The following is a 13,941-nucleotide window of genomic DNA, read 5'->3' on the forward strand; positions in this document are numbered from 1 at the left end:
CCGCTGTCGGCGACGCAACTGGTCGGCGACATGGAAGTGCTGGTGCCGATGGCCGACCTGATCGACAAGGAGGCCGAGCTTGCGCGTCTCGCCAAGGAGATCGACAAGCAGGACAAGCTGATCGTCGGCATCGAGAGGAAGCTCGGCAACGAAAGCTTCACCGCCAAGGCGCCCGAGGCAGTGGTCGAGAAGGAACGCGGCAAGCTCAAGGAGTACCTGGCAGCACGCCAGCACCTGGTCGAGCAGCGCAACAAGATCGCCGAACTCGACTGATCCGGGGCCGGCAAGCGCTACCCGCAACCGCCCAGCCCCCGCCATTCGTCGGGGGCTTTTCATGACGAGGAGGTCAGCCCCGACGCGGCGAAACCCACGCCAGTTATAGAACACTGTTCCTTATAAAATGCTTAAACTATAATCGTCGCAGACGACTCACCTGCGAGCGACGTATGAACACACAATGGAAACGCCTGTTAGGGCTCAACGTTACCGGCCTTCTGCTGTTGCTGAGCTGGGCACTGCCCCACGGGCTGCCCTGGACCGACCTGGACGACAGGATCTTCTGGGCCTTCAACCAGTGGATCACGCCGGAAAACGGACTATGGGACGATCTGCTGGCGCTGCTCAACACGCGCTTCTTCGACGCCGCGTCGTTCGGCGTCATGGGGGTGTTGTTCGCCATCGCCATGCGCCGGGATCCGCGTCCCGACCGCCTGCGGCGCTGGTTCGGCATCGGCGTGACGATGCTGCTGACCGCCGGCGTCATCGCGATCGTGACCAACAAGGCCATCACCTATGGGCACCCCAGCCCGACACGATTCTTCGAGCACGCCGCCCGCCTCACGGATATCGTCTCGATACCCACCAAGGATTCGGCGTCGAACAGTTTCCCCGGCGACCATGGGCTGATGTTGATGATCTTCGCCGGATTCATGCTGCGCTTTGCCGATCGCCGCACCGCCGCCTGGAGCGTAGCCTTCGTGCTACTGCTGAGCGCCCCCCGGATCATGGTCGGAGCGCACTGGTTCAGCGATGTCTACATGGGCGCGCTCAGCATTGCGCTGCTCGCCCTGCCGTGGGTTCTGTGCACACCGGTGGCGACCACCATGGCGACGCTGGTCCAGCGCGGGCTGTCGCGACTGACACTGAACCGCTGACCCGCGCTGACGGCATCCGGCGGCGCGTCCCGAAGCAGAGCATCCGGTCGCGACTCCCGTCAGACGCGATCCGCCTCCAGCGCCCGTTCGACCCCCTGGGCGAGGCGCTGCGAATTGCGTGATGTCGCGGCATCGGCGTGTCCTTCGGCCACCACTTGATCGCGCCCGGCGGATTTGGCGGCATAGAGTCGCCGATCGGCCAGTTCGATCAGGTCGCGCAGATGCAGCCCCTCCTCGGAGGTGGCGATTCCCATCGACAGCGTCACCGGCAATGCGGTGCCGTCGAGCCGGCAGGGATGACGCGCCAATCGATCGCGAATGCGCATGGCGGCTTCAATGCCCTGGCTTTTGCCGGCATCGGGCAACAATATCAGGAACTCCTCTCCGCCGACCCGGCCGACGCTGTCGTCACTGCGCAGCGTCCCCCGCAGCAGGCCGGCCAGGTGGCGAAGTACGGCATCGCCGGCCGAGTGCCCGTGGTTGTCGTTGATCTCCTTGAAGCGGTCGGCATCCACCAGCGCCACGGCAAATTCGCGGTTGGTCTTCCAGTAGTTGGAGGCCCGCTCGAAGATCGCGCGTCGATTGAGTACCCGCGTCAGCGAGTCATGCATGGCATCGCGTCGGTAGCGATGCTCATGGTGGTCGGTGATCGCCAGCATGCGCAGGATCACGATGCACAGCATGATGAAGACCAGTCCCAGGCCCAGTTCGGCAAGAAACGTATCGACGCCGGAGGTACGCAGGGGCGTGCCGGGCAACGGGGGCAGATGGAGGACACCGAGAGAGAACGCGACGAGACAGCCGGTCGCGATGACCTTGGTGCGACGCCTGAGGTCGGCAAGCATCATTTCGACTTCGGCAAACAGCAGGAAGTAGACCAGACTGGCCTGATTGGCGGTGACGACGACACCGACGATGACGAACATCAGAAAAGTGCTCAGCTTGACCGCCAGCGCGGTCGCCACGAACAGCCGGCGATGCAGAAACAGCGCCACCACGTAGCCTGCAAGACAGACCAGATTGAGCCAGCCGAGGATTGGACGGCCAACGAGAAACAGCATGGGAGCGAGCATCAACTGCACGCAGAGCGCCAGCAGATAGATTTCGGCCATGATCTCGAAGCTGCGCCGACGCTCCGCCGGGAGGGAGTCGGGTGCCTTGGTGCATTTTCGCCAAAGAGAGAAGAACTGGCTCCGCATTTGCGACTCGTTATTGTGCTTGGGTAGGACCCTTTGACGAGGACTCTGCTCGGGCCGGCGCCAGTGGAAACATCGATCCGACTGACAAGACTCCCTCTCACCAGAGACTCGATTCAGGTATCACCGTTTTCGGTGATCGGGGACATTGTCAGAATCGCCATGGCTTGTGTAGTCCCACGCTTACAAAACGATACCAATATCCTCGCGCCACGAATCTCGCGCAAGTCTGTTAGCCTATGCGCGCCGATAAGGCACTGGAACCTTGGACAATACGGAACCCCTTATGCGCTTCCTGCAAAACGATGATCTGGGCAAGCTTCTGCTGCGTCTGTGCGTCGGCGTCCTGATACTGCTGCACGGCGTCAGCAAGCTGATGGATCCGACCAGCCTCAATGGCATCGCCCATCAGCTGTCGGGGATGGGGCTGCCCTCCTTCATCGCCTACGGGGCCCTGGTGGGCGAGATCGTCGCGCCGCTGATGGCGATCGTCGGCTGGCAAGCGCGCATTGGCGGGCTACTGATGGCAGTCAACATGATCGTGGCGCTGATACTGGTCCACACCTCGCAGCTGTGGACGCTGAACAGCCAGGGGGGATGGACGCTGGAACTGCAGGGCATGTTCCTGTTCGGCGCCCTGGCGATCATGTTCCTGGGAAGCGGACGCATCGCGGCCCGCCCGGACTAGGCAGCGGTTCAGGCCCCCAGCGCCGACAGGCGCCGGTCCAGCAGCTCGGGGAAGCGCTTGAACCAGCGCTGGTTGAGTGGCGAGGGGTGTGGAAGCGGCGCGAGGGTGAAGCGTCTGGACTCGCCGGTCGATAGCGTCAGCTCCGTGACGCAGGTCGCGGTGAAGCGATCCTCCCGGGACCAGAAGGCCTCCAGCCCATCGCGAATCTCGCGCGACTGGCCGATCCCGAACCAGTGGAAGGCTTCCCGTCCGAGCGTGATGACATGCTCGCCGGACCACTGCTGCGTCAGCAGTGCCGCTATCAGCGGCTGGAACCGCCGCTTCACCGCCATCGGCCAGGCCTTGTTGCCCAGCGGCTTGTAGGGGACGGTGTTGATCCAGTAAAGATCCTCCCCCACCTCCAGCGAAGCGTCGAAATCCGGCATCGGCCGTCCATGCCGGTGCCGGTAGAGCGCCTCACGGACCTTCTGCCCACCGGCACCGACGAACGGCAGCCCTATCTCGACCTCTCGCTTGCCGGGGTCGCGCCCGAAGACGGCCAGCCTCGCCTGCCTGGGCCCCAGGCCGACGATTGGCGCCAGAGGATCGCGGTCGTACTGGCGATAAACCTCCCGATCCAGCCGCTCGAGCTCGGCTGCCTCGCGGCGCATGGCGTGTTCGATATCGGCGGGTATCGATCGTGTTGCCTGGCTCATGATGGCTCCTGAAGCGTCCGGCCGCTGCGACGGGGAGCCGTGGCTGCCGGGGATCGCCGCGAGATCAGTTCCATGGCGCGTTGAGAACCAGAACCCCCGCGTTGAGATAGGCGGCGAAGCTCACCCATATCAGGTAGGGCACCAACAAGCCGGCGGCGAAGCGTGAATGGCGGGAGAACGTCACGATCGTCCACACGATCAACCCCCACAGCAGCAGCAGGTCCAGCAGCCCGATCAGCATCCAGTGCGCGGCGAAGAACAGCCACGACCACAGGCCGTTGGCGACGAGCTGGAGGACGAATGGCGCCACGGCAGACCGACGTGCACCGGGCGGTGCCGCCAACGTCACTTTCGTCGCCGCGACCGCCATCATCAGGTAGAGCAGCGTCCAGGCCGCCGGAAACAGCCAGTCCGGTGGCGTCAGGGGCGGCTTGGCGAGCGCAGCGTACCACTCGCCGGGCGGCGCCAGGATGCCGCTGCTGGCAGCGATCGCCACCAGCAGCAGCCAGCCGAGGAAGATGCGTGTCGAGCGATTCACGGCGTCACCAGCTGCCGCTGTTTTCCATCGAAGCCCAGGGCTCCTTCGGGGCTTGCGCCTCGCCTTTCTGGAGCAGTTCGATCGAAATGCCGTCGGGGGAGCGAACGAACGCCATGTGCCCGTCCCGTGGCGGCCGGTTGATGGTCACGCCACCCGCCTGCAGCTTCTCGCAGAGTGCGTAGATATCATCGACCCGATAGGCCAGATGGCCGAAATTGCGACCGCCGGTGTAGGTTTCCGGATCCCAGTTGTAGGTCAGTTCGACCATCGGCGATTGCTCGGTCTTGGCGCGCGGCGTGTCGTTGGGCGTGGCCAGGAAGACCAGCGTAAAACGCCCCTTCTCGCTCTCCTTGCGTGATACTTCCTGCAGGCCCAGCAAGTCGCAGTAGAAATGCAGTGACGCGTCGAGATCGGCGACGCGAACCATCGTATGCAGGTATTCCATGAATTTGTTCCTGATTCGTCAGTGTGTTGGACCATCCAATGGTAGACCACCAGCGCCGATCGGTGAATGACGCCCCCTCGCCACGTTCGAGTCGACGTGGCAGCCAACCTCGCACAAACTGCGACGTTCGGCAGCTCCCTTCACTCACGAACGCCCCGACAAGGAGATCGTATGGACTCCGTTACCCAAGCCTGCCTGGGCGCCGCCATCGGCGGTGTGGTCATGCCTCGACTCGGCCGGCGCGCGCTGTTGATCGGGGCCGCCCTCGGGACCCTGCCGGATCTCGACGTGTTGATCGATTACGGAGACGCCGTTGCCGACTACACCCGCCATCGCGGCTTCAGCCACTCGCTGATCGTGCTGACCGGTGTCGCGACGCTTTGCGCCGGGCTCGCCGCGCGATGGTCACGCACGCGCGATCTCGCCTCATTCTGGCACTGGTGGTGGCTGTTCACCCTCTGCCTGGCGACCCACCCGTTACTCGATGCCTTCACGACCTATGGCACCCAGTTGCTGTGGCCGATCCCGCTGCGGCCGGTCAGCTGGCATACGCTGTTCATCATCGACCCGCTCTACACGCTGCCCCTGCTGATCGGGGTGATCGTCTTCGCCATACGCCCCGCTGCCCGTCGGCTCCTGGCCGCGCTACTGGGAGTCTCGTGTCTTTACATCGGTTTCAGCCTGGGTGCCCAGGCGTTCGTCGAGCAACGGATCGCGCCCTTCCTGGCCCAGCGGGGCATGAGCGACGACCCCATCCTGGTTCAACCGGCCCCCCTCACCACCCTGCTGTGGCGCGTCACCGTCATTCATGACGGTGCGGCCTACGAAGGCTGGGTCAGCCTGCTGGACGGCGACAGCCCGCCGACGCTGGCACCCTGGCCACTGGGCGACGAATGGCAAGAGGCCGCACAGCGGACACGGGATGGCCGGCGCCTGGCCTGGTTCAGCGGCCCGTTCCTGCGTTACGACATCCGCCGGGAGGCGGGAAGGGAGAGACTGCTGGCCACCGATATTCGCCTGGGCGTGCCGGGAACCCACCCCTTCACCTTCTCGATCGCCGAACGCGGTGATGACGGCAAGTGGCAGCCCATGGCCAGCGAGCGCTCGAGTTCGGGCCGGCCGGAGCGGGCCGTCATGCAACGTCTGCTGGCGCGAATCACCTCGCCGCGGGTGGAGCCGATCACCGCCCCCGAGTGAAACGAGAACCGCCCGCTATCGTCCATCGATGGCGGGCGGTTCTGGTCGACGCTGGAGCGCGATCCGACGATCAGAAATGCGAGTCGACGTAGTGGCCGATCGCCTGCTTGGCTTCGGTCAGCGACTGTTGCTTGCGTTCGTCGCCCATGTTCAGGCCCTCGGCGTAGATGGCGTCGACGTCCTTGATGCCGATCAGGGCCAGCATGTGCCTGAGGTGGGGCGTCTGCGAGTCCATCTCGGTGCCGGCGTACATGCCACCGCGAGCCGCCAGAATCAGCCCCGACTTGCCCTCCAGCAGGCCTACCGGGCCATTGGCAGTGTACTGGAAGGTCCTGCCGGCGCGCAGGATGCGGTCGAACCATGACTTGAGCTGGCTCGGAATGCCCAGGTTGTAGAGCGGCACCGCCAGCACCAGGAGATCGCAGGCATCGATCTCGGACAGCAACTCGTCCGATACCTGCGCTAGTTGTCGCTGCTCGTCACTGCGCTCGGCAGGATCGGTCATCCAGCTCGCCATCTCGGCACCGGTCAGGTGGGGCAGCGGCTGCTCGACCACGTTGCGCTCGGTCAACTCGACGTCACGCCCCTGCAAGGCAGCCTTGAACGATTCCGCCAGCGCCCGGGACTGGCCACCCTCGCCGAAAATGGAACTGGTGATGAGAAGAACACGTCGTGTCACGAAGCCGTCTCCAATGCTGAAGTCATACCCAACCAAGATGCCGACGATGACCGGCAAGCGTTGCTGGGATTATTCATTGCACTCCATGAAATGAAAATCGCTAAAAATAGCATCGAGCATTCGATAATTTCGTTCGTTGTCGCCGCATGGCTCTGGTCGCTCAGCGGCCGGCCTCGACACCCTGCCCGCACCCCTGGAACTCGCGCTCCCCGTAACGCAGCGTCACCCTGACCGGCCATGGCTGGCCGCTCATGTCATCGAAACAGGCGCCAGCGCGTAGATCGAGCTCCATGGGATACTGGCCGCTGTCGCTGACCAGGATCATGCGCGCATCGCCGCCGTTCTTCACCGAGGCGACACGATAATCGAACGTATCGGTGGCCTGGCCGTAATCGGATACCAGCGTCAGAGAATGGCTGTTGCGGTCGAGGGAGACGTTCCAGCCGGGCTCGTTGCCGCTGGCGTAGAAGATGGTGTCCGGATGCGCTTTGCGGGTCGTCGTCTGGCGCTCGCTGGCCAGCGTGCAGACCAGCCGGCCGTTGTCGCTCTCGACACGGGCATCGCGCCCCTGACGCCAGAACGAGACCCCGCCGAGTTCGTAGCGGGAGCCGGAGCCCACCACGGCGCTCGGCAGTTCCGTCTCGCCCAGGGCGGTCCACAATCGCAGTCGGCTGTCGTCGGGCGTGGTGGTGACCAGATCCTGGGACGGCGTGCAGCGCCAGGCGGTGAACGTCTCGCCGCCATCGGCGAAGAAGGCACTCGGCATCAGCGGCGACTTGAGCGCAGCCAGGCCCGAGGGCGCGGTGGGCTTCATCTCCTGGTGCTGCCCGCCGCCGGCACACGCCGTCAGCAGGAGCGAAGCGGCCGGCAACGCCAGCCAGCGGAGCGATGAGCGATAACGACCGAGGAAGGCGCGGCGGTCTTTGCCAGCCTGGAGCGCGTTGGACATGAGCAAGGTTCCCGAGAGGTGTCTGGACACGAAGAGAGTGTTTACCAAAGGGCTGCACTCGACAATGCGGCGTTGAAATTGACCTCACCGAACTTCAGTTCAGAACGTCCGCAGGACGGCCCGAAGGGCGAGCGGTGCGAGTCAAATACTCATTTACGCCCTGTAAATTCCGCTTTCTCGTCCAATTTCGCCTTGCCTTGTCTTCGTTCGCCTGTTTTGTAAACACCCTCGGATAGCCGTCATAAAAAAAGCGCCGCGAGGTCGTCTCGCGGCGCAACGTCCAGCCTAACATGCCAGGCGTACCGGCGGGCCAGACCATGAACCCGTTCATCCCTCGACACTCGCCTCAGGCGTAGCGCTGCCTCAGCTCCCGGGCCGCCTCGACCATGTTAGCCAGCGCCGGTTCCACCTCGGCCCAGCCGCGCGTCTTGAGGCCGCAGTCCGGATTGACCCAGAGTCGCTCGGGCGGAATCTTCTCCGCTGCCTTGGCCATCAGATCGACCATCCAGGCGCGCTCGGGGATGTTCGGCGAGTGAATGTCGTAGACCCCGGGTCCGATCTCGTTGGGGTAGTCGAAGTGCTGGAACGCATCCAGCAACTCCATGTCGGAGCGCGAGGTCTCGATGGTGATGACATCGGCATCCATGGCCGCGATGGCGCCAATGATGTCGTTGAACTCGGCGTAGCACATGTGGGTGTGGATCTGGGTCTCGTCGGCGGCCACGGCAGCGCTCAACTGGAAGCACTCCACCGCCCAGTCGAGATACGCCTGCCACTCGGCCTGGCGCAGCGGCAGCCCCTCCCGCAGTGCCGGCTCGTCGATCTGAATGATCGCGATACCCGCCCGCTCGAGATCGGCGACCTCGTCGCGCAGCGCCAGCGCGATCTGACGGCAGGTCTTGGCGCGCGGCTGATCGTCGCGCACGAACGACCACTGCAGAATGGTGACCGGACCGGTCAACATGCCCTTCATCGGCTTGTCGGTGAGCGACTGGGCATATTCGCTCCAGCGCACCGTCATCGCCTCCGGCCGCTCCACGTCGCCGAAGATCACCGGCGGCTTGACGCAGCGTGAGCCGTAGCTCTGCACCCAGCCGTTCTGGGTAAAGGCAAAGCCGTCGAGCTGCTCGCCGAAGTACTCGACCATGTCGTTACGCTCGGCCTCGCCGTGCACCGGCACATCGAGCCCCAACTGCGCCTGGCGCTCGACGACCCGCGCGATCTCCTCTCGCATGCTGGCTTCGTAGTCGGCCACGTCGAGGATGCCCCGCTTGAAGTCACGGCGTGCCGCACGGATCTCCTGCGTCTGGGGGAAGGAACCGATCGTCGTCGTCGGGAACAGCGGCAGGGCGAGGCGCTCTCGCTGGGCGGTGGCACGTATCGGGTAGACGTTGGCACGGCGCGTGTCCGCGGCGCCCACCCTGGCCAGACGCTCGGCGACCCGGGGCTTGTGGATACGCCGCGACTCCCGGCGCGCCGACAGGGCCCGGCTGGCGTCCTCGACGCGCTGGCGATCCGTTTCCGTTTCGGTACCGTCGAGCACGTGGGCAAGCGTCACCACCTCGCCGAGCTTCTGCCGCGCGAACGCCAGCCAGCTCTTCAGTTCAGGATCGAGCCTGGTTTCGTTGTCCAGATCGACGGGGACATGGAGCAGCGAGCAGCTCGGCGCCAGCCACAGGCGGTCTCCCAGGCGTGCCTTGGCATCCTCGAGCTCGCCGGCAAGTCGGGCCAGATCGGCACGCCAGATGTTGCGGCCGTCGATGGCGCCCACGGAGAGCACCTTGTAGGGCGGTAGCCGGTCGAGCACCGCGTTCAGTTGCTGCGGCGCCCGCACCACATCCACGTGCAGCCCCTCGACCGGTAGCGAAACGGCCAACCCCAGATTGTCGCCGAGACCACCGAAGTAGGTTGCCACCAGCAGCTTGACCGGGGTCGACTGCAGCTTGTGGTAAGCCGACTCGAAAGCGCCCTGCCACTCGCCCGGCAAGTCCTGAACCAGCGCCGGCTCGTCGAGTTGCACCCATTCGACCCCCGCGCTTGCCAGGCGACCCAGGATCTCGTCGTAGGTGGCGACGAGATCGTCGAGCAGCGAGAGACGCTCGAGCCCGTCGCTCTTGGCCTTGGATAACCACAGCCAGGTGACGGGCCCCGTCAGCGCCACCTTGACGGGATGCCCTTCGGCCCTGGCCTCGGCGACCTCCTCGAACAGCCGCTCGCTGGCGATACGGAACGTCTGCCCCCGGTATAGCTCCGGCACGAGGTAGTGGTAGTTGGTATCGAAATACTTGGTCATCTCGCACGCCGCCGCCGGCTCGCCACTGGGCGCGCGTCCACGCGCCATCCGGAAACTGGTGTCGAGATCGACCTCACCGTCGATGCCACCGAAGCGTGGCGGAACGGCGCCGATCAGCACGGAAGCGTTGAGCACCTGATCGTAGAAGGCAAAGTCGCCCACCGTCACGAAGTCCAGACCCGCGTCGATCTGGTCCTGCCAGTGCGCCCTGCGCAGGCGCGCCCCCTCCCGTTCGAGTCCATCGCGATCGAGTTCACCTTTCCAGTAGGCTTCGACGGCTTTCTTCAGTTCTCGATGAGCACCGATTCTCGGGTAGCCCAGGGTATGCACCAGGGTGGTCATGTGTAGGGTCTCTCGGAGTTAGCGGTTAGAATGAGGGAGATCATGGCTTGGCGGGCAGTGTCCCCGGCAGCGCACCCTGAATCAAACGCGTTTATCTAATCCTCAACGTGAGCAAAATTCATAGCATGCTCGAACTCCGCCACCTCCGCACGCTGATCGCCCTGCGCGATACCGGTTCCCTGGTCGAAGCGGCGGAGCGCGTCCACCTGACCCAATCGGCGCTTTCCCACCAGATCAAGGATCTGGAGTCGCGTCTCGGCATGCCGCTGTTCACGCGCAAGACGCGCCCGGTGTCGTTCACGCGGGCCGGGGAGCGCCTGCTGACACTGGCCGAACAGGTACTGCCTCAGTTGCGACTGGCGGAGCGGGACCTGGCCCGGCTGGCGGGTCATGAACAGGGACGCCTGCACATGGCGATCGAGTGCCATAGCTGCTTCCAGTGGCTGATGCCGACCGTCGATCACTTCCGCAATCACTGGCCGGAAGTCGAGGTCGACATCCCCAGCGGCCAGAATTTCGACCTGCTGCCCGGGCTGACCCGCGAAGCCCTCGACCTGGTGATCACCGACAATCCGGAGCCGCTGCCGGGGGTGCACTATGCTCCGCTGTTTCGCTACGAGGGCCTGCTGGCCGTGGCCAAACAGCACTCCCTGGCGACCCGAAGCTGGGTCGAGCCTGCGGATCTGGCCGAGGAAACGCTCATCGTCTATCCGGTGGACCATTCCCGGCTGGATGTCTTCACCCAGTTTCTCGACCCGGTCGGCGCACGGCCCAGGGAGATTCGCAGCGCGGAGCTCACGGTGATGATGATGCAGCTGGTGGCCAGCGGGCGGGGCGTGTGCGCCCTGCCCAACTGGGCGCTGACGGAGTATCTGGAGCGCGATTACGTCAAGGCGCTGCCACTGGGCAAGGACGGCGTGTGGAGCACGCTATACGCGGCGGTCCGGGAGGACAATCTGTCGCTACCGTGGATGGAGGACTTCATTCGCACCGCAAGAGATACGTCGTTTGCGGTACTCAGCGGCATCAAGCCGGCGGGTTCGACGGAACCCGCCTGAACGAAGCAGCGCGATACGGGATGGGAAGGCGTGTCGTCGTACTCAGGTCGAATCCTCGTCGAAGTTCAGCGGGTGAATCGCCTCTCTCCCATGGAGCGGCAGCAGCAGGCTGAACCGGGCGCCCCCCAGGCTGGCGCTGCGGTCCACCACGACGTTCCCCCCGTGCCAGGCCATGATCTTCTGCACGATGGAGAGCCCCAGTCCGTACCCGCCGGAGCGCCGCGTTCGGCTGTCGTCCAGTCGGGCGAATGGCTTGAAGATGGCGATACGCTTCTCTTCCGGCACGCCAGGACCATCGTCCTCGACATCGATCCGGACGGCTCTCGGCTCGCGGTGGACCGTCACCATGACCCGACTCTCGGCATGACGGCAGGCATTGGCGACCAGGTTCTGCACCGCGCGCTGCAGATAGCGCGGTTCCGCTTCCACCTCTAGCTCCTCGCCATCGGCGACGCCGAGCTCGAGATGCGGATGCAGCGGGCTCAGCGTGTCCAGCACTCGCCAGGCGACCGCACGGCACTCCATGCTCTCCGTCTTGAGCGTGACGCCCTGTGCGTTCTCGCTGTCGAGCTTGGCGTAGGTGAGGATTTCGTCGATCAATCGATCGAGTTCGGAAATGTCCTCGTCGATCCCCGCCAGCTGGCGCTGGGCGCTCTCATCCTTGCTGAGATCCTCGAGCATCTGGACCGCGAAGCGAATGCGTGCCACCGGCGTACGCAACTCGTGGGAGACGGCGCGAATCATCTCCTGCTGGCTGCGCAGCAGCGACTGCACCTGCGCGGCCATGCCGTTGAGCGCCATGCCCAGACGGCCGACGAAATCGTTGCTGTCGACCCGTACCCGCGAGTTGAGATGCCCGGCGGCAATCCGCGTCGCGGCACGCTCCAGCCTGCCCACGCGGCCTTCGACGCCCCATACGATGAGATAGATGGCCCCGGCCAGGGTCGAGAGCACCATGATCAGCAGCGCCAGCGCCAGCGACAGCGGCATCGATTCGAAACTGGGCAGTGGACCGATTCGCAACCACCGATCCGGCCCGACCCTGGCGTGAATATAGAGCGCGCTGAGCCCTGTCTCGAGACGCACCACGACCTCGCCGGCGTCGAGTCGCGTCGCCTGGATGGGGTCGACATCCGTCGGTGGCTCGGTATAGAGACCGAGCGGCACGTGGAACTGCCGTTTAACCCGCTCGAAGCGTCGAGCCTGGATCTCCTCCGTCTCGCCGCTCAGCCAACTCCGCAACACCTCGGTGATGCCGCGAAGCTGCATCTCGTTAAGACTGTTGATGCGTGCCGCCAGTACCCACTTGGAGTGCGGCAACTGATAGAGCGAGCGCCAGCCTTTGTCGGTCGACTCGATGACGGGGCGGTTCTCGCGCAGGCGAGCCCGCTCGAAGTAGTTGAGTGAAAGGTCCTCGAGCTTGAACAGCCCCAACGGCATGCCCAGCGTCGATGCCATCGATGCCAGCCAGTCGTCCCGCTGCGACAGCGGTTGGCGGGAGACGAGGTCGGAAAGCAGCGCCAATGGGCCGCTGACGAGATTTTCCCGATAGTGCTCCTGGCGCACCTTGTCGACCATCAGGAAGCCGAACAGGACCAGCGCGAAGGTGATGACCAGTGCCGCCAGCAACGACACGTAGAACCGAAAGAAAGTGCTGTCGGTAAAGGAACGACGCATGTTGAATCTCGCGCGGCAATCGGCTTCGTGGATGGCCAGAAAGGCTAGTGTCGCCCGCCCCTCGGGGGAGACGGGAGCTTTCTGCAGGAGGCGATCGATGCCCGCCGCACGGCACCCGGGGCCCCGCGCTCAGCAGGCGCCCCGACGGTCGGCCTCTCGCCCCCGCGGGGCGTGGCAAGCCGAGGCGCGACAGTGCCGATCGCGATAGCCCGGGAACCGGCCGGGATCACGGCGCGGGGAAACTCGAGCGGAGACCGCTGCCGGTCCGCTTCAGCTATCTCTCACGAACAGATACCCTTTGCTCCGCACGGTCTTGATGCGGTGGGGGTGATTGGGGTCGTCACCGATCTTGGGACGAATACGCGAGACCCGCACGTCGATGGAGCGATCCTGTCCATCGTATTTGATGCCGCGCAGCTGGGAAAAAATCTCTTCGCGAGTCAGCACGCGGCCGGCATTGTCGGCCAGCAGCCAGAGCAGATCGAACTCGGCGCTGGTGAGATCGACCCGCTCCTCCTCCAGCCAGGCTTCGCGAGTGGCGCTGTCGATGACCAGATTGTCGAAGGTCAGGCGCGTCGCCCCACTGGAAGAGACCAGGCTGTCGGCGCGGCGCATCAACGCCCTCATGCGCGCCAGCAGGACCCTGGGCTGAACCGGCTTGGGGACGTAGTCGTCGGCCCCCATCTCCAGGCCCAGGACCTGATCCATGTCGTCGGTGCGTGCCGTCAGCATCAGGATGGGGCCGGCATAGTGCGGACGCGCCCGCCGGCAGATGGACAGGCCATCCTCGCCGGGCAACATCAGATCGAGGATCACCATGTCCGGCTGCTCCTCGACGATGCGCTCCACGCCATGCGCGCCATCGTGCTCCAGCCCGACCTGGAACCCGTTCGCCTCCAGATACTCACGCGTCAGATGTGCCAGACGCTCGTCGTCTTCGATGATCAATACGCGATCTTGATGTGCAGTGCTGTCCAAGCTGTCATCCATCCCTTTGAGTTGGCCTCGAAACCCTGCATACCACGGTCTT

The 13,941-nt window shown here is 64.6% G+C and carries 14 protein-coding genes; 5 read left to right on the forward strand and 9 right to left on the reverse strand.

From position 1 onward, the window contains the following. Both Q0602_RS07460 and Q0602_RS07465 read left to right on the forward strand, forming a co-directional pair. A partial coding sequence (locus Q0602_RS07460; RefSeq protein ID WP_298841051.1) for a hypothetical protein occupies nt 1-273 on the forward strand: 273 nt, incomplete at its 5' end. A 173-nt stretch (nt 274-446) separates the two neighbouring features. Next, nucleotides 447-1,154 (forward strand): phosphatase PAP2 family protein, encoded by a 708-nt coding sequence (locus Q0602_RS07465; RefSeq protein WP_298841054.1) that lies wholly within the window; start codon nt 447-449, stop codon nt 1,152-1,154. Nucleotides 1,155-1,213: 59 nt separating this feature from the next. Here Q0602_RS07465 and Q0602_RS07470 read toward each other — a convergent pair whose 3' ends face one another. After that, complete coding sequence (locus tag Q0602_RS07470; protein ID WP_298841057.1) at nt 1,214-2,353, reverse strand: GGDEF domain-containing protein; 1,140 nt, start codon at nt 2,351-2,353, stop codon at nt 1,214-1,216. 283 nt (nt 2,354-2,636) lie between these two features. Here Q0602_RS07470 and Q0602_RS07475 point away from each other — a divergent pair, with 283 nt between their 5' ends. Next, a complete protein-coding gene (locus Q0602_RS07475; protein ID WP_298841063.1) occupies nt 2,637-3,038 on the forward strand; it encodes a DoxX family protein in 402 nt (133 codons plus the stop codon). Nucleotides 3,039-3,046: 8 nt separating this feature from the next. Here Q0602_RS07475 and Q0602_RS07480 read toward each other — a convergent pair whose 3' ends face one another. From Q0602_RS07480 to Q0602_RS07490, 3 genes are all read right to left on the reverse strand, one after another. Then, nucleotides 3,047-3,733: a uracil-DNA glycosylase family protein gene (locus Q0602_RS07480; RefSeq protein ID WP_298841066.1), complete on the reverse strand. Its 687-nt coding sequence runs from the start codon at nt 3,731-3,733 to the stop codon at nt 3,047-3,049. A gap of 64 nt (nt 3,734-3,797) precedes the next feature. Further along, the gene (locus tag Q0602_RS07485) at nt 3,798-4,271 is read right to left on the reverse strand and encodes a TspO/MBR family protein (protein ID WP_298841069.1); all 474 of its coding nucleotides are present in this window, start codon (nt 4,269-4,271) and stop codon (nt 3,798-3,800) included. Between the two features lie 4 nt (nt 4,272-4,275). Then, complete coding sequence (locus Q0602_RS07490) at nt 4,276-4,716, reverse strand: VOC family protein (RefSeq protein ID WP_295039298.1); 441 nt, start codon at nt 4,714-4,716, stop codon at nt 4,276-4,278. Between the two features lie 171 nt (nt 4,717-4,887). On the opposite strand from Q0602_RS07490, the gene Q0602_RS07495 reads away from it, so the two are divergent. After that, nucleotides 4,888-5,913 carry a metal-dependent hydrolase gene (locus tag Q0602_RS07495; RefSeq protein WP_298841073.1) on the forward strand — a complete coding sequence of 342 codons (1,026 nt, stop codon included), beginning with the start codon at nt 4,888-4,890 and terminating at the stop codon, nt 5,911-5,913. 70 nt (nt 5,914-5,983) lie between these two features. Here Q0602_RS07495 and Q0602_RS07500 read toward each other — a convergent pair whose 3' ends face one another. From Q0602_RS07500 to metE, 3 genes are all read right to left on the reverse strand, one after another. After that, complete coding sequence (locus Q0602_RS07500) at nt 5,984-6,592, reverse strand: NAD(P)H-dependent oxidoreductase (protein ID WP_298841077.1); 609 nt, start codon at nt 6,590-6,592, stop codon at nt 5,984-5,986. A gap of 160 nt (nt 6,593-6,752) precedes the next feature. Continuing rightward, a complete protein-coding gene (locus Q0602_RS07505) occupies nt 6,753-7,541 on the reverse strand; it encodes a COG3650 family protein (protein ID WP_298841080.1) in 789 nt (262 codons plus the stop codon). 346 nt (nt 7,542-7,887) lie between these two features. Beyond that, entirely contained in the window at nt 7,888-10,176 is a 2,289-nt protein-coding gene (metE, locus tag Q0602_RS07510; RefSeq protein WP_298841083.1) for a 5-methyltetrahydropteroyltriglutamate--homocysteine S-methyltransferase, read from the reverse strand. Between the two features lie 125 nt (nt 10,177-10,301). Between metE and Q0602_RS07515 the strand changes: the two genes are divergently transcribed. Next, a complete protein-coding gene (locus tag Q0602_RS07515) occupies nt 10,302-11,234 on the forward strand; it encodes a LysR family transcriptional regulator (protein ID WP_295039289.1) in 933 nt (310 codons plus the stop codon). A gap of 42 nt (nt 11,235-11,276) precedes the next feature. Here the strand turns inward: Q0602_RS07515 and Q0602_RS07520 are convergent, their stop codons facing one another. Beyond that, nucleotides 11,277-12,911 carry an ATP-binding protein gene (locus tag Q0602_RS07520; RefSeq protein WP_295039287.1) on the reverse strand — a complete coding sequence of 545 codons (1,635 nt, stop codon included), beginning with the start codon at nt 12,909-12,911 and terminating at the stop codon, nt 11,277-11,279. A 270-nt stretch (nt 12,912-13,181) separates the two neighbouring features. Further along, complete coding sequence (locus Q0602_RS07525) at nt 13,182-13,901, reverse strand: response regulator transcription factor (RefSeq protein WP_110598559.1); 720 nt, start codon at nt 13,899-13,901, stop codon at nt 13,182-13,184. Nucleotides 13,902-13,941 lie beyond the last annotated feature (40 nt).

The sequence above is a fragment of the uncultured Salinicola sp. genome, assembly GCF_937921195.1.
In the GTDB taxonomy this organism is placed as follows: domain Bacteria; phylum Pseudomonadota; class Gammaproteobacteria; order Pseudomonadales; family Halomonadaceae; genus Salinicola.